Raw genomic sequence first — 19,190 nt, 5'->3', positions numbered from 1 at the left:
TATGCCCGCCCCGACGGAGCAGGAGGTGGCGACGGTGGCCAGACGGCGGAACGAACCCGAAAGCCCGGGAAAACTCTCGAAGCGGTCGTGGGGCGCGGTGCTCAAACGGACCTTCAAGCAGTTCAACCGGGACAACCTGACCGACTGGGCCGCCGCGCTCACCTACTACGGCGTGCTGTCGCTCTTCCCGGGCATCATCGTGCTCACGTCGATCCTCGGCCTGCTCGGCCCGGACAAGATCCAGACCGTGATCGACAACATCAACCAGCTCGTCCCCGGCCAGGGCAAGGACATCCTCGTCGGCGCGATCAAGGAGCTCGCCGGCTCGCGCGGGCTGGCCGGGCCGCTGGCGATCCTCGGCCTGCTCGGCGCGCTCTGGTCGGCGTCCGGCTACATCGGCGCGTTCATGCGGGCCTCGAACGCGATCTACGGCATGCCGGAGGGCCGTCCGATCTGGAAGGTCCTCCCGCTGCGGGTGGCGCTGACCGTCGGCATCGTGGTGCTGCTGGCTCTGTGCGCCCTCGGCGTCGTGGCGACGGGCTCGGTCGCCCGCCGGCTCGGCGACCTGATCGGGCTCGGATCGACCGGGGTCCTGGTGTGGGAGATCGCGAAGTGGCCGGTGATCGCCGTGCTGGTCAGCCTGGCGTTCGCGCTGCTGTACTGGGTAGGGCCGAACGTCCGGCAGCCGAGCTTCAAGTGGCTGACCCCCGGCGGGCTGCTGGCGGTGGTGCTGTGGGTGCTGGCGTCCGCGGGATTCGCGCTGTACGTCGCGAACTTCAGCTCGTACAACAAGACCTACGGTTCGCTCGGGGGTGTGATCGCCTTCCTTGTATGGTTGTGGATCTCGAACCTGGCCGTGCTGCTCGGCGCCGAGCTGGACGCCGAGCTCGTCCGCGGCCGGACCATCGAGGCCGGGGAAGCGGCGGACGGCGAGGACGAGCCGTTCCTGCCGCCGCGGGACACGAAGGCGATGGACGACGACGAAGCCGCGGAAGTCGCGCGGGAGACCGAACGGAGCTGAGCGGATGGCGTGCCGGATCACCGAGCTCGTGCTGGAGTGCCGCGACCCGGACAAGCTCGCCGGGTTCTGGTGCCCGGTGCTCGGCTACGAGGTGATCGGCCACGAACCCGACGGCCTCGAGCTGGGCCTGCCCGGCGTCCCCTTCGGCCAGGGGCCGCCGACGCTGATCCTGGCGAAGACCGACGCCCCGCGCCGCGGCAAGCTGCCCCTGCACCTCGACGTCAGCCCGGCGGGCGGCGACCAGGAGACCGAGCTGGCCCGGCTCACGGCACTGGGCGCCCGCCCGGCCGACGTCGGCCAGGACGGCACCGAGTCGTGGGTCGTCCTGCAGGACCCGGAAGGCAACGAGTTCTGCCTGCTGCGCAAGGACGTTGGCGTATAACGCCCTACACGGCCGCGCTCCGCGGCTCGTACTGGGCGCGCAGCGCTTTCTTGTCCGGCTTGCCCAGCCCGGTCATCGGCAGCGACGCGGCCACGATCACCTGCTTCGGCACGTGCACCGGCCCCTTGCGCTCCCGCACCGCCGCCTGGATCTCGGTGGTGAGCCGCTCGAGGTCGTCGTCCGCGTCCTCCCGCAGCACCACGACCGCCGTCACCGCTTCGCCCCACTTGTCGTCGGGCGTGCCGATCACGCCGACCTGCGCGACCGCCGGGTGCTCGGCCACGACGTCCTCCACCTCGCGGGGGAACACGTTGAACCCGCCGGTGACGATCATGTCCTTGACCCGGTCGACGATGAACCAGAAGCCGTCCTCGTCCTCGCGGGCGACGTCGCCGGTGTGCAGCCAGCCGTCGCGGAACGTCTCCGCGGTCACGTCCGGCAGGTTCCAGTACCCGCCCGCGAGCAGCGGCCCCGCCACGCAGATCTCGCCCGGTTCGCCGGGCTGCACCGGCGCGCCGTCCGGGCCGAGCAGGGCCGTGCGCAGGAACGCCGACGGCCGCCCGCAGGACGCCAGCCGCGCGTCGTCGTGGTCGCCCTTGGCGAGGTAGCTGATCGCCATCGGCGCTTCGGACTGGCCGTAGTACTGCGCGAAGATCGGCCCGAAGCGGTCGATGGCCTCGCGCAGGCGCACCGGGTTGATCGACGCGGCGCCGTAGTACACCGTCTGCAGCGACGACAGGTCGCGGGTGCGCGAGTCCGGGCGGTCCATCAGCGCGTAGAGCATGGTCGGCACCAGCATGGTGGCGGTGATCCGCTGCTCTTCGATGATCCGCAGGGTGTCGGCGGGGTCGAACTTCGGGACCACGACCAGCGAGCCGCCCTTGATCAGCGTCGGGGCGAAGAACGCCGCGCCGGCGTGGGACAGCGGGGTGCAGATGAGGAACTTCGGCGCCTCCGGCCACTCCCACTCGGCGAGCTGGATCTGCGTCATCGTGGTCATCGCCTGCGCGGTGCCCATGACGCCCTTGGGCTTGCCGGTGGTCCCGCCGGTGTAGGTGATCGAGACGACCTGGTCCGGCGGCAGGGCGGCGGGCTCGAGTGGCCGGGGCTCGAAGCCCGCGGCGGCCGCGGTCAGGTCCTTGCCGACGTGGCTCAGCCGCTCCGGCACCGGCCCGATGGTGAGCACCTGGGTGAGGCCGGGGACCTTCTCGAGCAGGCCGAGCGCGCGGTCGACGAAGGCGGGCACCGGGTCGATGATCAGCGTGGTGATGCCGGCGTCGTTCAGGATGTAGGCGTGGTCGTCGAGTGAGCCCAGCGGGTGCAGCGCCGTCCGCCGCGACCCCTGCATCTGGCCGGCGGCGATGATGAGCAGGACCTCGGGGCGGTTCAGCGACAGCAGCGCCACCGGCGCGCCCGTGCCGGCTTCGAGCGCCTCGAAGGCCTGGGCGTACTGGCTGACCTGCTCGGCGGTCCGGCTCCCGGTCATCGTGGTGTCGCCCAGCACCATGACCGGCTTGTCCCGGTGGCGCTTCAGGGCGGAGACGACCAGGTGGCCGAGGTGGTTCGGATACCGCATCGCCTGCTCGTCCATCCGGCTCCCTTTCGTGGCCTGAAACTAGAACCTGTTACTGTTTTCGACACCATACGCGGGCAGGGTCGCGTTTGTCAGCTCGCGGGGCGGGTGGAACAGGTTCCATCGATGGCCGTCAGGCCGCCCCCGGGTCTTGAATGACTCATTCAGGACCTCCGGTGAGGTGAATGAGTCATTCAAAACATCGCAGCGGCCGCAGAGTCCCGGCGCCGTCGTTGCCGCACGACATTGCCGGAACGCCGGGGGCGGAATCCCTTGTGGACAGCCGGCTTACGGCACCGGTGCCGCCTGGGCGCGGGCGACGGCCTCGTCGCGGTCGGGCGGCAGCAGGTAGCCCGCCCGCACCGCCCGGTCCGCCGCCGCGGTGAACTTCGCGACGTAGGTGGCGTGGTCGGGGTACAGCTGCCGGATCCGCTCGGGTGTCAGCGGCGTGGTCGTGCCCAGCAGCAGGCAGGCGCCCGGCACGTTGCCGCCGCTGTTGTTGGGCGAGTACGACGCGACCGGGACGTCGAGGTCGGGCAGCCGGACGCCGCCGAGGGCGTTCTGGTCGGCGTCGCGCAGGATGATGAGGTTGAGCAGCATCGAGATCGGCGTCGCGGCCGGTGGCGCCGCGCCGCCGCGCGCCCAGCGGTCCAGGTAGCGGAACGCCGCGTTCTCCGCGTACCGGAACGTCATGCTGTTCACCGGTTTGTCGCAGGTGGTCGGGGCGCCGTCGTTGATCGACTTGTCGCGGGCGTTGGCCGCGTTGTACAGGTTCAGGCCGTACTGGTCGGCGTGGGAGGTGCCGGCGACCTCCCAGGTGCGCACGAGCGGGGTGTCCTGCCGGACCGAGGCCGACGCGATGACGTCCGTCTCCGACTGCAGGACGAACACCGGGACGCCGAGATCGGTCCGGATCCGGGCGGAGAGCGGCCCGACCACGCCGTCGCCGATCGGGGCGGCGAGCGCGGCCCGGCCGTGGATCATGAAGCCGTCGTAGCTGCGGCGCACCGGCTGGACGGCGTTGGCGTAGGTGGTCAGCCGCAGGGCCGACTGCGAATGCCCGGTTCCCAGCACGACTGCCGGGGTCCGGCCGCCCAGCAGCCGCGGGTTCGCCCGGACCGCCTGCGCGGCCTGGGAGAAGACGTCGTAGGAAAGCGCGTCACCGCTGAGGTTCACGGCGCCGTACCGCGCGGGGTCGAGGCTCTTGAGCTTGTCGGCACCGGCTTTCTGGGTCGTCACGCCGACGTAGGCGTACCCCTCGCGGATGAAGTGCTCGTAGGACTGCGAGAAGTCGACCGGGATGTCGACGCCGAAACTGACGTTGAGCCATTCGACCACGACCGTGCCGTTGAACCGGGCGGCGTCGCGCGGCCGCACCACGACCATCCGGGTGGTGTACGGATTGCCGGTGGTGTCGACGCGCGTGGCCCAGCGGCCGTCGTCGGTCCACAGGCCCACCTGGGCGAACGTGTCGGCGCGGCCGGAGAGCAGGTATTCCTCTTCGACGTACCCGCGGGAGGCGAGGTCGAGGACGCCTTGGGCGCCGCTGACCGGCCAGCCCCTCCCGGCACCGGCGGGCACGGCCGTGACGACCGGGCTGTCGGCGGCCGTCGCCACGCCGGGTACCACCACTGCCGGCAGGAGCACGGTCAACAGGACGAGCAGGGCTCTGCGCATGGGAAAACCCTCCTGATGGCGGGCGGTGCGCGCGAGCGGCTCCAGGTCTCCCCGCACCGTCCACATCGGACATGGATGACGTCGCCGGACGGACGGGCGACGCCCTTGTCTTTACTCGCCGGTATGGGTGGTGGCAACGACGATCACCGGCGACGGGGGTAACCCACCGGGCAACGCTCAGGGAAGTGACAAGTCCACGCACCCGGCACTCGTGACCGGAGAAATGCCGGGGAAGCCCTTTCGGCGACGCAACCTTGCGCTGGTGTCACTCGTTGCGCGACTATCGCGGGACGTTCTGCACGTGCATGCGCACGGCGAGGGGGTGTGGTGACCGAGGTGGCGCCGGCGGTGGCCGGGACGGCGGACGGCCCGAGCGACGCGGTCTTGATCGAAGCGGTACGCGGCGGGGACGTCGCCGCGTACGGCGAGCTCTACGACCGGCACCTCGTCGCCGCCCGGCGGGTGGCGGCCGCGATCGCGGCCGACGCGGCGGAGCGCGACGACCTGATCGCCGAGGGATTCACCCGGGTACTGCGGATTCTGCGCTCCGGCGAAGGCCCGGACGAGGATTTCCGGCCCTACCTGCTCACGACCATCCGGAACACGATGATCAGCTGGCGGCGGCGCGATTCGGCCGTCTCCCTGGTCGCCGAGGTGCCGGACGTCCTGCCGGGCGGAGGCAGCGACGAGCCGGTCGGCAGCCGCCTGCACGCCACGGTCGCCGTGGACGCGTTCGCGAGCCTGCCCGAGCGGTGGCGGACGGTGCTGTGGCGCACCGAGATCGACGGCGACCCGCCCGCGCGGATCGCCGAGGACCTCGGGATGACGCCGAACGGGGTCGCCGCGCTGGCCTACCGCGCCCGGGAGGGCCTGCGGCAGGCCTACCTGGACCAGCACGTCCCCACCGCGCGGCGGCGGGCCTGCCGGGCCATCTCCGGCCAGCTGGCCAAGTGGGTGCGCGACGGGATCGGCGACCAGAAGGCGCACCGGATCACGACCCACCTCGACCACTGCGCGGACTGCCGGGAGCTGGCCGCCGGCCTGCGACAGCTCAACGAGGAACTGCCCGCCGGCATCGCCCCGCTCATCCTCGGCGTCCCGATCGTCTCGCAGTGGCTGTCCACGACCGGCTCGCTCGCCTCGTCCGGCGCCGCGGCCGGCGCCACCGGCACGGGCACGTCCGCCCTGTCGTGGGCGACGGCGGCGAAGGTGGCCGCGGCGGGCGCGGCGCTGGTCACCACGGTGACGATCGGCGCGAGCAGCTCCGGTGACGCCCCGCCGCCGCTCTCCGGCGGCGTGGGCACGACGACCCAGCCCGTGCGGACCGGGCCGCAGGCCGGTTCCCGTCCCGGCGCCCTGCCGGGCGGCGTCCAGCCGACGCCGGACGGGCAGGTCACCTCGGTGCCCGGGGCCCCGGGCGGGGAAACGACCGGCGCACAGCCCGCCGGAGAGTCGTCCGGTGCCACGGACCCGGGAAACACGGGGGCGGCCGGCAACAACGGCAACGGGAACGGCAACGGGAACGGCAACGGGAACGACCCGGACAAGCAGGCGGCCAAGGAGTCCAAGCAGGCGGCCAAGGAGTCGTCCAAGGCAGCGAAGGAATCCGCGAAAGAGTCGAAGAAGGCGGAGAAGACCAAGAACCCCGGCGAATGACCCGGCGCCACGGGACGCCGGGTCGTCCGGTCAGCAGGGCTGCAGCAGCCAGCAGAGCCGGTAGTTCGCCTGGTAGGTCGCCGACGCCGACGGCGCGACGATGTTCTGCGCACGCGGCCCGCCGTGCGCCCAGCTGGAGAAGGCGTACTTCAGGTTGAGCGGCGGCAGGTTCTGCGGGCTGTCCGCGCTGATCGAGTTGGTCGAGCCGGCGATCACCGTCCGGGAGAACGGGGTGCGCTGCTGGGTCCCGCCGACGGTGAGCAACGCCTGGCTGGGGTTCGAGGTGAAGCTCAGCGTCACCGTCTTCGGCTGGAGGTCGATCGTCTTCGTCCCGGTCCGGCCGGTCGAATCCGTCGCGGTCAGCGTCAGCTGCAGGTACGACGGGTATTCGTGGTCCGGCGCGACGAACGATCCCGCGGCGACGCCGGGGAAGTCCTGGACGTTGTGGGTGTGGCAGGTGCCGTTGGCCGCGCAGTGCCGGATGGCGAGCCGCCAGGACAGCGCCGACGGCGGCAGGGCGCCGTCCTGGGCGTCGATCGCGCGGCCGGAGAACGGCACGGTCTGGCCCACCGACCAGGTCAGCGCGGTGCTCGGGGTGTCGATGACCGGCACCGGGTCGAGCCCCGCCGGGTTCCCGACGGTGACGCGGACCGTCGTGGTCCCCGTCGCGCCGTGGGCGTCCGTCACCCGCAGCCCGGCGTCGACCACGGCCGCGGTCGTGTACGTCCAGGTGGGGCGGGCGGCCGTGGAGTCGTCGTACGCGCCGTCCGCGTCGAGGTCCCACGCGTAGGACAGCACGTCGCCGGCGTCCGGGTCGGTCGATCCGGTGCCGTCGAACTGGACGGTCAGCGGGGCCGCCCCGCTCGACGGCGTCGCCGTGGCCGACGCGACCGGCGGCCGGTTCGCGCTGCCCGGGTAGCTCACGCGGTGCAGTTCACCGCTGCCGAGCGCGACGTAGAAGAGGTCGCCGCCGGGACCGGTCAGCACCTGGACGGGCGTGCTGACCCCGGTCACGAACGGGACCAGGCGGCTCGGGCTGGGCTGCCCGCCGAGGGTCTGCATCGCCCAGATGCAGCCGCGGGAGGAGTCGGCGAAGAAGAGCGCGCCGGCGTACTCGGCGGGGTAGGTGCTGCCCGACTCGAACGCGATCCCGCTGATCGAAGAGCCGCCGGTCGGACAGGGGTCGGTGGCCACGACCTTGGCGTTGTGGTTGTAGGTGTAGTACGGCGCGGTCTGCCCGCCGGCGGAGTACAGGGACTCGCAGACGTCGAGGTTCGCGCCGTCGTAGCCGGCCTGCCGGGCGTTGCCTTCGAAGCAGGGCCAGCCGAAGTTCTCGGCCACCGCGTCCCCGGCGTCGGCGACGCGGTTGATCTCCTCCCAGGTGTTCCAGCCGACGTCGCCGGCCCACAGCTCGGCCGTCCCCGGGCGGAACCCGAACCGGAACTGGTTGCGCGACCCGTAGGCGATGACGCGGCGGGCGTTGGCGTCGGAACTGCTCGCGAAGGGGTTGCCGGGCAGGCCGGCACCGGTGTCGGGGTCGATGCGCAGCAGCGCGCCGTTGAGCAGCACCGGCTGGCCGGCCGGGCGGCGCGGGGACTGGGAACGCAGCGCGCCGCCTTCGGCCGAGGGCGGCGCGAGGTTCGTCCCGGCGGGTGAGGGCGGGTCGGCGCAGGGGTTCCCGACCTGGCCGTAGTCGGCGAAGTTGAAGCTGGCGCCGTCTCCGCCACCGGCGTAGAGGGCGCCGTCCGGGCCGAAGGCCAGCGCGCCGATCGAGTGGCTGGGGAACTGCTGGCACCAGCCGGTGACCAGCGGTTTCTCGCTGACGGCGGTCCCGTCCGGCCCCATCGTCAGCTGGGAGACGCGGCCGGTCACGACGCAACCCTGGTCGGTCGCGCCCGGCGGCGTCGGGCAGGCGTCGCCCCACTGCGGCGCCGTGCCGCCCGGCAGGGCGTCGAGCGTGTACGAGACGTAGACGTACGGCCGGGTGGGGAAGGCGGGATCGACGGCCAGTCCGAGCAGGCCGCGGTCCCAGAAGTCCTGGGTCGGGGTGCGCAGGTCGGCGAACACCGTCGCGGTCGGGTCGGCGAGGGAGTCGAAGACCTTGACCAGCCCGCTCTTTTCGGCGACGAAGACCCGGCCGTCGGGCGCGAACGCGGCGGCGGTCGGGGAGGTCAGCCCGCCGATCGCGACCGTGTCGGTGAACCCGGTGGGCACGGCGGCTGCGGGTGTCGCGGCGGCGACGGCCACCGCGAGTGCGCCAACGAGCGGCACGACCACGCCGGCGGCGAGGGCACGTCTTGATCTTCGGGGGACCACGGAACGGCGAAAACCCATCACGAACTCCTGATGCGCTGGGGACCGGACTGGCGCGAACGCCGTCCCCTATGGCGCCGGAAGTCCGAAAGGTGTTACGCCACAGCCAAAGATGTCCCCGAAACGCGCAATCCCGGACGATGGTTCCATCGATAACACGAAAGCGATATCAGTGATGATAACGTGGGTATCATCATTGATGCCAAGCGAGAGGGTGCACCATGATCGTCATCACCGGGGGTACCGGCCGGCTCGGCTCCGCGATCGCCGAGCGGCTGCTGGAGCGGGTTCCGGCGGCCGAAGTCGGCGTCAGCGTCCGGGAGCCCGGCCGGGCGGCCGGGCTGGCCGGGAGAGGAGTCCGCGTCCGGCGCGGTGACTTCGCCGATCCCGGCTCGCTCGCCGAAGCGTTCGAAGGAGCGACGCAGGTCCTCGTCGTCTCGACGGACGAGACGGGAGAGGCAGCCGTCGCCCACCACGCCGCGGCCGTCGACGCTGCCCGCGAAGCGGGGGCGAAGCGCGTTCTCTACACCAGTCACCAGGGTGCGTCACCGGACTCGCTGTTCGCCCCGATGCCCGACCACGCCGCGACCGAACGCCACCTCGCGGCCTCCGGTGTCCCGTTCACCGTGCTCCGCAACGGTTTCTACGCCAGTACCGTGCCTCTGCTGCTGGGAGAGGCACTGCGGACCGGGGAGCTGATCGCCCCGGCCGACGGGCCGGTGTCGTGGACGGCGCACGCCGACCTCGCCGAAGCCGCGGCGATCATCCTGGCCGAAGGCGGGTTCGACGGCCCGACCCCACCGCTGACCGCACCCGTCGCGCTCGACCTCCAGGACGTCGCCGTCGTTCTCACCGAACTCACCGGGCGGCCCGTCAGGCGCGTCGTCGCCGACGACGACGAGTGGGTGGCGGGCTTGACCGGGCACGGCGTGCCCGCGGCCGGCGCGGCCATGATGCTCGGCATGTTCCGCGCTGTCCGCCGCGGCGAGTTCGCCGCCGCGGGGCCCGACCTCGAGAACCTCCTGGGCCGGCCGGTCACGCCGCTCCGGGCGATTCTGGCCGAGGCGGTCGCCCAAGCCGGCTGAGCCTCGCGGACTTTCGGCCCGGCGGTCCGCCCCAAGGGACGCCCGTTCGGCGTGGCGGCGCCGCCGGGGCCTCGGCGATGGTGGAACGGCCGATGTCAGCCGATTCCCGAGCCGAGGCAGCCGATGCGCACCATGTACGACGCGCTCACCGCGCGGAACATCATCAAGAAGGACCGGCGGCCCGTGCTGGTGGCCGGATACATCGACCGGATCAAGTACGAGCCCTGGACCGCCGCGGACTGGGCGCTCTTCCCGGACGCGCTGAAGGTGCGGATCGTCAAGAAGGCGACCACGAACGACGGCCACGTCCTGGACGTGGAACCCAAGGACGCCGCGCCCGCGGAGGCGCCCGGGTGGGCGGCGATGCGGCGCCGGTCCGGGTTCGCCCACCCGACGATCTACTGCAACCGCTCGACGTGGCCGAAGGTGAAGGCCGCGTTCGCCGCCCAGCACGTCGAACCGCCGCTGTACTGGATCGCCACGGCCACCGGGAGACCCGAGATCCCGGCCGGCGCGATCGCGGCGCAGTACCTGCTCGACGTCCCGCCCGGCATCGACATCTCCGTCGTCGCCGACTACTGGCCCGGCGTCGACGACGCACCACCGGCACCCCTGTCCGCCGAACCCGGAGTGGAGATCATGGAACGCATCACGGTGACCCCGCCCAACGCGGGCTCGAACACGGTCCGGCTCAACCTGTCCGGCAGCAGCGGCGCCGCCGTCGTCGTCCGCCCGCGGATCGACGGCAAGGGCGTCTCGAAGCCGATGTGGGTCGGCAACATCTTCGCCTGGGGTTCGGACAAGGCCGGGGTCGGCCACAACCCCAAGTCCGAGCCGGGCTACGACGACCGGCTGACCTCGCACCGCCGCTTCGCCCTGCCCGGCGCGGTGTGGGCCGATCTCGAGTACAGCGCCGCCGAGCCGTTCGAAATCGACGTCGTCGGCTGAAGCGCTCGCGCCGGTTCGCCAGGCCGGTACAAAGCCGTACAAACACGGTGTACGAAATTTGGATTCCGGCCTGACGTACTGACCCCATGCGAATTCGGAAAGCACTCGTGCTCGCGCTGGCCGTGGCGGCCGGCGCGCTGGCGCTGCCGGGGACGGCGAGCGCCGCCTACAGCGACCCGCTGACGACGACGACCAAGCAGAACCTGGTGTGGCACGCCACGCCGGCCGCCGCGCTCACCGCGCTGGACAACGCGCTGCCGAACGTCAGCCTCAACACCGTGGTCAACGACCCCAACTACGACATGACCGGCTGCACCACCGCGGAAAAGGCCTCGCTGCCGAAGGCGCCGGTGGCCACCAAGGCGATGTGCTGGGACGCCGACCGCGCCGGGACGACGACGTGGACCCCCCAGTCCGTCACGACCTCCGGTGACGCCGACAACGACGGGAAGTGGGGTGACGACAAGATCATCCTGTCCGGCTGGCACGGCGAGGCCGCACTCAGTACCCCCAACGAGGATCGGTACAACGACGCGCGGATCCAGGCGATCAACTACAACGACCCGGCCAAGCCGTCGTACCGGATGATGTACCTGGCCGTGCCCAACAGCACCGGCACGAACTTCTCCGCCGCGGAAGCGCACATGGGCGGGATGGCCTGGTATGGCGACAAGATCTACGTGACGGCCGTGGGCAGCACCTCGACCGCGATCCGGGTCTTCAGCACCAAACACATCCTGCAGATGACCGACACGACCACGAACAACATCGGCAAGACGTCGTCCGGCTACGCGGCCTGGACGTACAAGTACGCGATGATGCAGATCGGCTACTACAGCTACGCGGGCGGCACCTGCAATATGGCTTCCGACGCGGCGGTGCCGTGCTTCTCGTCGATGTCGCTGGACCGCAGCACCAGCCCGGCGAGCATCGTGACGTCGGAGTACTTCAAGGAGACGAACCTCCACGGCCGCCTCTACCGCTATCCGATGGGCGACGACTTCCTGCTGGCGGCGTCGTCCGGCACGGTGCCCGCGACCGAGGCGTTCCGCAGCTATGTCGGCAACGTCCAGGGAGTGCTGTCCAACGGCGGCAAGTGGTACGTGGCCCACAGCTCGGCCACGATCAACGGCCAGCTCTGGACCCAGACGACGGCGAAGAGCACCTCGGCGACGTGCGATTCCGGGACGACGGCCTGCTGGGCCATGCACCCGGAGGCGCTGACGTACGACTCGTCGACGGGCCTGGTGTGGTCCATGGCGGAGTGGTCCACGGCCGAATGCGCGGCGGCGAGCCAGGTCTGCGGCCGCTCGGTGTTCGCGGTGCCGCTGTCCTCGCTGGCGGGCTGAGTCAAGAAGACAGCAGGGACGCTCCGAGCGCCGTGATCAGGTAGACGACCTGGCGCCCGGAGCGTTCCCGCGTCACCAGCCCGTTTTCGCGCAGCACTCGCAGGTGCTGCGACACGGCGCTGGGCGTGACCGCGAGCGCCCGCGCCAGGTCGGTGGTGGTGGCGGGGGAGCGCAGGGCTTCGAGGAGCCCGGCCCGCGCCCGGCCGAGCAGCCGGACGGTGCCGCCGGGCGGCGGCCGGGTCCCGGCCGTCCACAACGCACCGCACCCGCGGGCCGGGTAGCGGATCGTGGTCTGCGTGGACGTGTTTCCCTTGACCAGTACGTCCGCCGAACCGAGCACGACGGGGATGAGGACCAGGCCGCCGGGACCCCGGTTCACGACCCGGTCGGTCCGCCGGCCGTCGGTCAGCAGCAGCCGGCCGTCGCGCCAGCGCAGGGCCGGGTGCAGGCCGTCGAACAGCTTCGCGCTGCCGCCCGCGGCGAGGACCCGCGCCCGGTGCGCGACGTCGGCGTCGAGCACGGCCCGGATCCGCGGCCAGTGCGGGGCGACCAGCCGGTCGTGCGCCGTCCGCAGTTCGGCGGCGATGGTCCGCAGCCCGGCCGCCGGCCGGTCGGCGAGTTCGGCGGCGGCCTCCGGCAGTTCGTCGCCGAACACGCGGCCCAGGCTGGCCCGGACCTGCCGGGCGGTGGTCCGCAGCAGCGCGGCCAGATCGTCCTCAATGGACGGTCCGGTGTCACGCGGGGCGGGCACGAGGAACTCCGGCCAGTTGGGCCGGTCGCTGACGAGCAGCGGCCAGGTCCACGGGAGCTCCAGTGGTGTGCGGGCGAGTTCGTCCTGCGCCCAGCGCAGCCACGGCAGGGTGACGGCCTGCCGGTCGCGGCCGGCCAGCTGCTGGAGGCATGCGACGGTTTCCGAGAGCGGCGAGATCGCGAACCGGGTCGTCGCCAGCTCGGCCACGCCGAGTTCGATCGGCAAGTCCATGCTTCGAGTATGTAGCGCCACGCTAAATGGTGTCCCGGCCACCGCGCCCGGCCCGAAGATCGCGGGATGACCCGGACCGACGCGAAACCCCGGCTCCCCCGGGCATACCTGCGGCTGTGGTGGGCGACCGGCATCGACAGCTTCGGCACCGGGGCGTTCACCGCGGCGGTGCCCCTCCTGGCCGTCACGGTCACGCGCGACCCGCGTCTGGTGTCGCTGGTCGCGACCGCGGCGTACCTGCCGTGGCTGCTGCTGTCCCTGCCCGCCGGCTCGCTGGCCGACCGGCACGACCGGGCCGGCCTGATGTGGCGGGCTCAGGCGGTCCAGGCCGCGCTGGCCGGCACGGCCGCCGTCGTGGTCGCGTGCGGCGGGGCCAGTGTTCCCCTCCTCGTCGTCACCGCGTTCGGGCTCGGCGCCGGCGATGTCGTCTTCAGCATGGCGGCGCAGGCGATCCTGCCGGACCTCGTCGCGAAGCCGTTGCTGCCGCGTGCCAACGGCCGTCAGCAGGCGATCACCACGTTCACCGAGCAGTTCGCGGGGCCACCCGCGGGCAGCATGCTCTTCGGGGTGGCGGTAGCGCTCCCGTTCGGGCTCGACGCCGTCTCGTTCGCGTTGTCCGCCGTACTGGTGGCGACGGTGCCCCGGCGGGTGCGCGATGTCCGTCCGCACTCCGGGCTCCGGGAAGGCGTGGCCTGGCTCGCGCGGCACCGGCTGCTGCGCACGATCGCGCTCCTGCTCGGCGTCAACACCTTCGCCGGCCAGCTCGCCAACGTGACGCTGGTCCTGCTCGCGACCCAGATCCTGGACGTGAGCCCGCGCGGCTACGGCCTGCTGCTCGCCGGAGCGGCGCTCGGCAGTGTGCTCGGTGGCCTCGTGAGTTCCCGCGTCGTGGCGAGGATCGGGAACCTGCCGGCCCTCCTGACCGCGCTGGCCGTCAACGTGGGCGCGTTCGCGGGGATCGGCCTGAGCTCCGGCGCCGTGCTGCTCGGCGCGTTCCTCGCGCTGAACGGCTTCGTCACGACGCTGTGGAACGTCGTGACCGCGGGCCTGCGCCAGCAGCTCGTGCCGTCCGCGCTGCTCGGCCGGGTCACCAGCGTCTACCGGCTGGTCGGCTGGGGCTTGATCCCGGTGGGCGCCTTGACCGGCGGCCTGGTGGCGCACGGGCTCGGGCTCCGGGCGCCGTACCTCGTCGCCGCTGCCGTGCGGGGGATCGCGCTGGTGGCGGCGCTGCCGGTCCTCATCCGCGCCCTGCGGGCCGATCGTCCTTTGTAGACTTCAGTTGACCGGTGCGGCCGGCTCGGGTTCCCGCGTCTCCGGCGTTCCGGCCGCGGCCCGCCGACGGCGGTTGCCCAGCTCGCGGCCCCGCCGCAGCAGGACCGGCGCCACCATGACGCCCAGCGCCAGGGTCGCGACGTCGAGCAGGTACGCGGCCAGCCACATGTGCTTGGCGATCTCGAAGTACCCGTCGCCGACCACCGCCATCGCGGCGATGCCGAGGGCAGCCGCCGCGGCCACCCCGGCGACGACGCCGTAGCGGGTCGTCGAGCGGCGCCGCCGCAGCAACGCCACCACCGCGGCCGCCAGGCTGAGCAGGACGAGCACGGCGGGCCACCACGGGATGCCCATGCCGTCGAGCCACTCCTGGAACGTGGCCGAGTCGCCGCCCATGTCGCCGCTGACCGGCGCCGAGTTGTCCGGGGGACGGCTCGTCGCCGTCCACGGCTCGTCCGGCAGGTAGGGCAGGCTCCGGCCCAACGTCGCCTGCAGGCCGACGCCGATCGCGCCCACCAGCACGCCCGGGTGCTCCAGCAGGAGGTCCCAGGCCTTGTGCTTGACCGTGGAGGGGTCCTCCAGCAGGACGTCCGAGCCGGCGAGGGCCTCCGGGCCGTCCGGGTAGTACGCGTGGCCCGCGCTCTGCTGCGCGTCCTCGGGCAGGCCGAGCCGGCGCGCCGACCCCGGCAGCTCGGCCAGGACGAAGGTGTAGACGACGTTGACCGCGTTGACGTCGGCGTAGTTGCGCTCCTGCCACGCGAGGTTCGCGCGGATCGGGGCGATGATCTCGAGCACGAGCAGGACGGCGATCACCGGCCCGACGATCCGGCCGGACCACCACGCGCCGCGGCCGGGCCGGGCCGCGGTGACCGCGCAGACGAGCACGGCCAGCACGAACAACGGGAGGAAGCCGATCTTCGCCAGCCCGCCCACGACCCCGCCGACGGCGACGAGGAGCAGCGCCGACAGCCGCGCGAAGCCGTCCTCGGCCCGGGTGGCGGCGATGACCGCGAGCCCGCACAACAGCGTGTACGCGCCGAACAGCCCGGCCGGCTCGGCGAACGTCGAAACGAACAGCCGCGCGAAGGCCGGTTCGAGCAGGGGGAGCAGGGGTGGCAGCAGGAAGAGCAGGCGCAGCGGGCCGCGGGCCTGCACCGCCCAGGCCGCGAGCAGGGTGACCAGGAAGACCAGCAGCACGTAGAGCCAGCCGAGCTCGACGAGGCTGAACGACCCGTGCCCGTTCGCGACGGACCCGAAGAGCACGGCGGCACTGGACGGCTGCGGGTCCGGGCACGGCGTGCCGCGCCCGAAGTCGAGCACCACGCCGCCCAGCCAGCTCGCCTTGTGATTCGGCGTCGCCGGGGTCAGCCCGGGCCCGCAGAACAACCGGTAGCCGTCCCCGTTGTCCCCGGCGCCGGTCGGTGTGCCGCCCAGCAAGCCGAGGACCAGCGCCAGCACGAGCGCGGCGACCGCCGCGGTCGCCGTGGCGATCCCCACCCTCTTCATGCCGATCAGCCTATGTGGTCGGTTCGCCGGGTGGTTCCGGAACACCCGAATCCGGGGCGTTGTTCAGGCGCCGGGGTGCCCGCACGCGTAGACGTTGGCCGAAGCCAGCGTCACGCAGGCGGGACAGGTGTTGACCGGCCGGTCACGGCGGCCGTAGTACGGGTGGCGGGCGCCGCACAGCGCCGTGATCACGTCCCCGGGCCGCGGGTCCGGGTGGCACCGGGGGCAGTAGGCGTGCGCGGCCCGTTCGACGTCGGCGCTCATGTCACCCGGGTACCCCGGTGTCATGGGCGCCAACCCGCCGCCACGCCCACACGGACCGGCCGCCGGTGAAGCACCAGATCGCGATGACCGGGTCGCAGATCGCGCAGCCGAAGGACGAGCCGTGGGCGAACGGCAGGATCGGCTGGCCCTTCAGGTGGTGGACGACGTCCCAGGCGGTGTGCAGCAGCCAGCCGACGCCGATGAACGTCCACGAGTCGAGCCCGCGGAACGCGACGTAGGCCAGCACCGCGCAGAACACGACCTCCCACGGCCCGAGCGCGCCGCCGGAGAGGTAGGCCGCGCCCGCGCCGCCCACCATCACGGCGTTGAACTTCCGCCGGTGCGGTTCGCGGATCAGGGAGTTCAGCAGGACGTAGAGCAGGCCGATCAGGATCGGCGCCAGCACCTCGATCATGACGATCACGCTAGGAACTCGGGCCGCGGACCGGCAGTGGCTCTCCTGCCACGCTCCACCGGATTCTCGCCATCGCCGAAAGCTAAGTCAAGCACTTGACTTAAACAACGGGTACGCTGCACCCATGACCACCACCGAACCGCTCACGGCGGACACCCCGATCGGCGACTGGGTCGCGCACCCCGAGGGCGGCCCGCTCATCCGTTCCCTGCTCGCCGAGGCGGGGGTCGACGAGACCGTCCTCGCGCCGGTCCGTCTGCTGCCGTTGCGGCAGCTGGTCGCCCTCAGCCAGGGCCGGCTCGCCCAGGAGGTCGTCGACGACCTGGTGACGCGCGCCAACCACGGGGTGACGCCGTCGCCCGGGGCCGGCCGGGCGGGGTGGCACGAGCGGATCGTGCCGGGCCGGTTCGAGGGCCGGACGGTCGTCGTGACCGGCGCGGCCTCCGGGATCGGCCGGGCCACCGCGTCGCGCATCGCCCGCGAAGGCGGCCGGGTCGTCGCGGTCGACGTCTCGGCGAGCCGGCTGGACGAGTTCGCGGCCGGGCTCGGATCGCCGGAGCTGGTCGCGGTGCCCGCCGACATCACCGACGACAGCGGCGTGGCGCGGATCCTCGCCGCCGCGGGGCCGCGCATCGACGGGCTGGCCAACGTCGCGGGCATCGTCGACGACTTCTCGCCGGCCCACGAGGTGAGCGACGAGCTGTGGCGGCGCGTCTTCGCCGTGAACGTCGACGGGACGTTCCGGCTCATCCGCGCGGTCGTCCCGGCGATGCTCGAGGCGGGCTCCGGCGCCATCGTGAACGTCGCCTCCGAAGCGGCGCTGCGCGGCTCGGCCGCCGGAATCGCCTACACCGCGTCGAAACACGCCGTCGTCGGCATCACCCGCAGCTGCGCCTTCATGTACGGGCCGCACGGCATCCGCGTGAACGCCGTCGCCCCGGGCGGGGTCGCGACCGGGATGGCGCTGCCCGCGCGGCCGTCGGAGTTCGGGCAGGGCCGCGTGGGGGAGTTCCTCGGGCTCATCCCGCCGATCGCCACGGCCGAGCAGCTGGCCGCGTCGATCACCTTCCTGCTCGCCGACGACGGCGTGAACGTCAACGGCGCCTTGCTGCCGTCCGACGGCGGCTGGTCGGTGCAGTGAACCTGTCCGCGGTGGCGCCCGAACTGCGCGGCCGGGTCCGGCGGCTGCCGCGCCTGCCGCTCGAGCGCGCCTGGGTGCGGTACCTGGTGCGGGCGGTGACCGCGCGGATGCGCCCGTCGCCGGTGCCCGGTGTCGCCATCGAGCTGCGGCCCGGCCTGCGGGTGTACCGGCCGCTGCTGCCGCAGTCGGATCTCACGTTGCTGTGGATCCACGGCGGCGGCCTGGTCATCGGCGGCGCGGCCCAGGACGACCGGTTCTGCGCGGAAACGGCGTGCGAACTCGGCATCACCGTGGTGTCCGCCGAGTACCGCCTCGCCCCGGAACACCCCTTCCCGGCGGCGCTCGACGACGGCCACGCCGCCTGGACGTGGCTGCGCGGCCACACCGCCGCGGAGCGGATCGTCGTCGGCGGGCAGAGCGCGGGCGGCGGGCTCGCGGCGGCGCTCGTGCAGCGCCTGCACGACGAGGGCGAGCGGCCGCGCGCGCAGTGGCTCTTCTGCCCGATGCTCGACGACCGCACCGCGGCCCGGCGCGGCCTCGACGACGCCGGGCACCGGATCTGGGACAACCGCCTCAACCGCTTCGGCTGGCGCGCCTACCTCGGGACCGAGCCCGGGGCGCCGGTCGTGCCGCACTACGCCGTGCCCGCCCGCCGGGACGACGTCGCCGGGCTGCCGGAGACGTGGATCGGCGTCGGGGACATCGACCTGTTCCACGACGAAGCCGCCGAATACGCCCGCCGGCTGCGCGCGGCGGGCGTCGGCACGACGTTCCACGTCGTGCCCGGCGGCCCGCACGGGTTCGAGGCCTGGGCACCGGGCACGGAGTTCAGCCGTCGCTACCTGGCGACGGCACGGGCGTGGCTGGGACGGCTCCGGTGACGGGCTCCGTAAGGTGGGGCCCGGCAGATAGTCGGGGTGACCGGGTGGGGCTGATGAACGTCAAGACGGACCGCGCGAGCGCCACGCGGGAGAGCATCCTGGTCACGGCGGAGCGGCTGTTCGCCGAGCACGGGGTGCACGCGGTGTCCAACCGGCACATCAGCGAGGCGGCCGGGCAGGGCAACAACGCCGCGGTCAACTACCACTTCGGCACCAAGGTCGATCTGGTCCGCGCGATCGCCCGCAAGCACTTCGGACGGATCGAACGGCTGCGGGCCGAGCTCGTCGAGGCGGTCGACGGCGACGGCGACCTGCGCGACTGGGTGGCCTGCCTCGTCCGTCCGTCCACGAGCTACCTGCGGGAGCTGGGCGCGCCGACCTGGTTCGCGCGGTTCAGCGCCCAGGTCATGACCGACCCGGCGCTGCGGCCGATCGTCGTCGAGGAGTCGCTGTCGTCGCCGACGCTCGCGCGCGCGGTCGAAGGGCTGAACCGGTGCCTGGACGGCCTGCCGGCGGAAGTCCGGGCCGAGCGGGGCGACATGGCGCGCCAGCTGATGATCCACATGACGGCCGAGCGCGAGCGCGCGCTGGCGGAGGGCACGGCGACACCCCGGGCCAGCTGGGACGACGCGGGTACCGGCCTGATCGACGCGATCACGGGGTTGCTGCTGGCCCCGGTGACGCCCGCGTCCTGACCAGCACTGTCCCTTGTGGATGGTGAGCCG

At 72.6% G+C, this 19,190-nt stretch carries 17 protein-coding genes; 10 read left to right on the top strand and 7 right to left on the bottom strand.

What is annotated here, in order from left to right; all coding sequences use genetic code 11:
* The first annotated feature begins 1 nt into the window (after nt 1).
* Both CF165_RS21670 and CF165_RS21665 read left to right on the top strand, forming a co-directional pair.
* A complete protein-coding gene (locus CF165_RS21670; RefSeq protein WP_093949341.1) occupies nt 2-1,021 on the top strand; it encodes a YihY/virulence factor BrkB family protein in 1,020 nt (339 codons plus the stop codon).
* 4 nt (nt 1,022-1,025) lie between these two features.
* Nucleotides 1,026-1,403 carry a VOC family protein gene (locus CF165_RS21665; protein ID WP_093949340.1) on the top strand — a complete coding sequence of 126 codons (378 nt, stop codon included), beginning with the start codon at nt 1,026-1,028 and terminating at the stop codon, nt 1,401-1,403.
* A 4-nt stretch (nt 1,404-1,407) separates the two neighbouring features.
* Here CF165_RS21665 and fadD8 read toward each other — a convergent pair whose 3' ends face one another.
* Nucleotides 1,408-2,994, bottom strand: a complete 1,587-nt coding sequence (fadD8, locus tag CF165_RS21660) for a fatty-acid--CoA ligase FadD8 (protein ID WP_093949339.1) — start codon at nt 2,992-2,994, stop codon at nt 1,408-1,410.
* Nucleotides 2,995-3,264: 270 nt separating this feature from the next.
* Complete coding sequence (locus CF165_RS21655; RefSeq protein WP_205660929.1) at nt 3,265-4,653, bottom strand: alpha/beta hydrolase domain-containing protein; 1,389 nt, start codon at nt 4,651-4,653, stop codon at nt 3,265-3,267.
* Nucleotides 4,654-4,980: 327 nt separating this feature from the next.
* On the opposite strand from CF165_RS21655, the gene CF165_RS21650 reads away from it, so the two are divergent.
* On the top strand, nt 4,981-6,309 hold the full coding sequence (locus CF165_RS21650; RefSeq protein WP_240521715.1) for a sigma-70 family RNA polymerase sigma factor: 1,329 nt from the start codon (nt 4,981-4,983) through the stop codon (nt 6,307-6,309).
* A 30-nt stretch (nt 6,310-6,339) separates the two neighbouring features.
* Here CF165_RS21650 and CF165_RS21645 read toward each other — a convergent pair whose 3' ends face one another.
* On the bottom strand, nt 6,340-8,643 hold the full coding sequence (locus CF165_RS21645) for a PQQ-dependent sugar dehydrogenase (RefSeq protein ID WP_240521714.1): 2,304 nt from the start codon (nt 8,641-8,643) through the stop codon (nt 6,340-6,342).
* Nucleotides 8,644-8,843: 200 nt separating this feature from the next.
* Here CF165_RS21645 and CF165_RS21640 point away from each other — a divergent pair, with 200 nt between their 5' ends.
* The 3 genes from CF165_RS21640 (at nt 8,844) to CF165_RS21630 (ending at nt 12,004) form a co-directional block, all read left to right on the top strand.
* Nucleotides 8,844-9,707 carry an NAD(P)H-binding protein gene (locus CF165_RS21640; RefSeq protein ID WP_093949336.1) on the top strand — a complete coding sequence of 288 codons (864 nt, stop codon included), beginning with the start codon at nt 8,844-8,846 and terminating at the stop codon, nt 9,705-9,707.
* Nucleotides 9,708-9,830: 123 nt separating this feature from the next.
* Entirely contained in the window at nt 9,831-10,655 is an 825-nt protein-coding gene (locus tag CF165_RS21635; protein ID WP_093949335.1) for a hypothetical protein, read from the top strand.
* An 86-nt stretch (nt 10,656-10,741) separates the two neighbouring features.
* Nucleotides 10,742-12,004 carry a hypothetical protein gene (locus tag CF165_RS21630; RefSeq protein WP_093949334.1) on the top strand — a complete coding sequence of 421 codons (1,263 nt, stop codon included), beginning with the start codon at nt 10,742-10,744 and terminating at the stop codon, nt 12,002-12,004.
* A 1-nt stretch (nt 12,005) separates the two neighbouring features.
* On the opposite strand, the gene CF165_RS21625 is transcribed toward CF165_RS21630, so the two are convergent.
* Nucleotides 12,006-12,986 (bottom strand): ArsR/SmtB family transcription factor, encoded by a 981-nt coding sequence (locus CF165_RS21625; RefSeq protein ID WP_240521713.1) that lies wholly within the window; start codon nt 12,984-12,986, stop codon nt 12,006-12,008.
* Nucleotides 12,987-13,052: 66 nt separating this feature from the next.
* On the opposite strand from CF165_RS21625, the gene CF165_RS21620 reads away from it, so the two are divergent.
* On the top strand, nt 13,053-14,258 hold the full coding sequence (locus CF165_RS21620; RefSeq protein ID WP_093949333.1) for an MFS transporter: 1,206 nt from the start codon (nt 13,053-13,055) through the stop codon (nt 14,256-14,258).
* Nucleotides 14,259-14,261: 3 nt separating this feature from the next.
* Here CF165_RS21620 and wsfD read toward each other — a convergent pair whose 3' ends face one another.
* From wsfD to CF165_RS21605, 3 genes are all read right to left on the bottom strand, one after another.
* Complete coding sequence (gene wsfD, locus CF165_RS21615; protein ID WP_167441531.1) at nt 14,262-15,764, bottom strand: glycan biosynthesis hexose transferase WsfD; 1,503 nt, start codon at nt 15,762-15,764, stop codon at nt 14,262-14,264.
* 63 nt (nt 15,765-15,827) lie between these two features.
* Nucleotides 15,828-16,028: a hypothetical protein gene (locus CF165_RS21610; RefSeq protein WP_093949331.1), complete on the bottom strand. Its 201-nt coding sequence runs from the start codon at nt 16,026-16,028 to the stop codon at nt 15,828-15,830.
* A 1-nt stretch (nt 16,029) separates the two neighbouring features.
* Nucleotides 16,030-16,443: a DUF6010 family protein gene (locus CF165_RS21605; protein ID WP_093949449.1), complete on the bottom strand. Its 414-nt coding sequence runs from the start codon at nt 16,441-16,443 to the stop codon at nt 16,030-16,032.
* 124 nt (nt 16,444-16,567) lie between these two features.
* On the opposite strand from CF165_RS21605, the gene CF165_RS21600 reads away from it, so the two are divergent.
* Genes CF165_RS21600 through CF165_RS21590 form a run of 3 tightly spaced genes read left to right on the top strand, consistent with a single transcriptional unit; the run spans nt 16,568 to nt 19,160 of the window.
* The gene (locus CF165_RS21600; RefSeq protein ID WP_093949330.1) at nt 16,568-17,584 is read left to right on the top strand and encodes an SDR family NAD(P)-dependent oxidoreductase; all 1,017 of its coding nucleotides are present in this window, start codon (nt 16,568-16,570) and stop codon (nt 17,582-17,584) included.
* Nucleotides 17,585-17,595: 11 nt separating this feature from the next.
* A complete protein-coding gene (locus tag CF165_RS21595) occupies nt 17,596-18,465 on the top strand; it encodes an alpha/beta hydrolase (RefSeq protein ID WP_240521712.1) in 870 nt (289 codons plus the stop codon).
* Nucleotides 18,466-18,518: 53 nt separating this feature from the next.
* Complete coding sequence (locus tag CF165_RS21590; protein ID WP_093949448.1) at nt 18,519-19,160, top strand: TetR/AcrR family transcriptional regulator; 642 nt, start codon at nt 18,519-18,521, stop codon at nt 19,158-19,160.
* Nucleotides 19,161-19,190: the final 30 nt, after the last annotated feature.

This window comes from Amycolatopsis vastitatis, from assembly GCF_002234595.1.
Classification (GTDB): Bacteria; Actinomycetota; Actinomycetes; order Mycobacteriales; family Pseudonocardiaceae; genus Amycolatopsis; species Amycolatopsis vastitatis.
Note: the sequence above shows the minus strand (reverse complement) of the source record. Positions and strands in the feature narration are given on the sequence as shown.

Bases quoted from the DNA above. Each gene is read 5' to 3' on its own strand.
- CF165_RS21670 (WP_093949341.1), top strand. From the start codon at position 2: ATGCCCGCCCCGACGGAGCAGGAGGTGGCGACGGTGGCCAGACGGCGG.
- CF165_RS21665 (WP_093949340.1), top strand. From the start codon at position 1,026: ATGGCGTGCCGGATCACCGAGCTCGTGCTGGAGTGCCGCGACCCGGAC.
- fadD8 (WP_093949339.1), bottom strand. From the start codon at position 2,994: ATGGACGAGCAGGCGATGCGGTATCCGAACCACCTCGGCCACCTGGTC.
- CF165_RS21655 (WP_205660929.1), bottom strand. From the start codon at position 4,653: ATGCGCAGAGCCCTGCTCGTCCTGTTGACCGTGCTCCTGCCGGCAGTG.
- CF165_RS21645 (WP_240521714.1), bottom strand. From the start codon at position 8,643: ATGGGTTTTCGCCGTTCCGTGGTCCCCCGAAGATCAAGACGTGCCCTC.
- CF165_RS21640 (WP_093949336.1), top strand. From the start codon at position 8,844: ATGATCGTCATCACCGGGGGTACCGGCCGGCTCGGCTCCGCGATCGCC.
- CF165_RS21635 (WP_093949335.1), top strand. From the start codon at position 9,831: ATGCGCACCATGTACGACGCGCTCACCGCGCGGAACATCATCAAGAAG.
- CF165_RS21630 (WP_093949334.1), top strand. From the start codon at position 10,742: ATGCGAATTCGGAAAGCACTCGTGCTCGCGCTGGCCGTGGCGGCCGGC.
- CF165_RS21625 (WP_240521713.1), bottom strand. From the start codon at position 12,986: ATGGACTTGCCGATCGAACTCGGCGTGGCCGAGCTGGCGACGACCCGG.
- CF165_RS21620 (WP_093949333.1), top strand. From the start codon at position 13,053: ATGACCCGGACCGACGCGAAACCCCGGCTCCCCCGGGCATACCTGCGG.
- wsfD (WP_167441531.1), bottom strand. From the start codon at position 15,764: ATGAAGAGGGTGGGGATCGCCACGGCGACCGCGGCGGTCGCCGCGCTC.
- CF165_RS21610 (WP_093949331.1), bottom strand. From the start codon at position 16,028: ATGAGCGCCGACGTCGAACGGGCCGCGCACGCCTACTGCCCCCGGTGC.
- CF165_RS21605 (WP_093949449.1), bottom strand. From the start codon at position 16,443: ATGATCGAGGTGCTGGCGCCGATCCTGATCGGCCTGCTCTACGTCCTG.
- CF165_RS21600 (WP_093949330.1), top strand. From the start codon at position 16,568: ATGACCACCACCGAACCGCTCACGGCGGACACCCCGATCGGCGACTGG.
- CF165_RS21590 (WP_093949448.1), top strand. From the start codon at position 18,519: ATGAACGTCAAGACGGACCGCGCGAGCGCCACGCGGGAGAGCATCCTG.